Annotated in this window: 1 pseudogene; it reads left to right on the top strand. The window is 42.1% G+C overall.

The window, feature by feature from the left end:
• A pseudogene (locus FC98_RS15295) lies at positions 1 to 214 on the top strand (hypothetical protein); the annotation flags it as partial.

The following is a 214-nucleotide window of genomic DNA, read 5'->3' as shown; positions in this document are numbered from 1 at the left end:
TATGAATTAATTGACCTCGTTAGCAACGCATATCATTGTTCAAAAAGCTTATTACTCGAAGTAACGGGCGTTAGTCGACAGGCCTACTGGAAATGGCAGCATCGCCATCCTAGCCAACAAGAGATCAATGACCAGTTGTTGGAAAGTAAAATAATGGCGCTAGACAAGCTTCATCGCCATACATTTGGCAGTCGTCAATTAGCTGACAATCTAA

The organism is Lentilactobacillus kisonensis DSM 19906 = JCM 15041 (genome assembly GCF_001434135.1).
In the GTDB taxonomy this organism is placed as follows: domain Bacteria; phylum Bacillota; class Bacilli; order Lactobacillales; family Lactobacillaceae; genus Lentilactobacillus; species Lentilactobacillus kisonensis.
The sequence above is the reverse complement of the archived record's forward strand: the minus strand, read 5'-3'. Positions and strand labels throughout refer to the sequence as shown.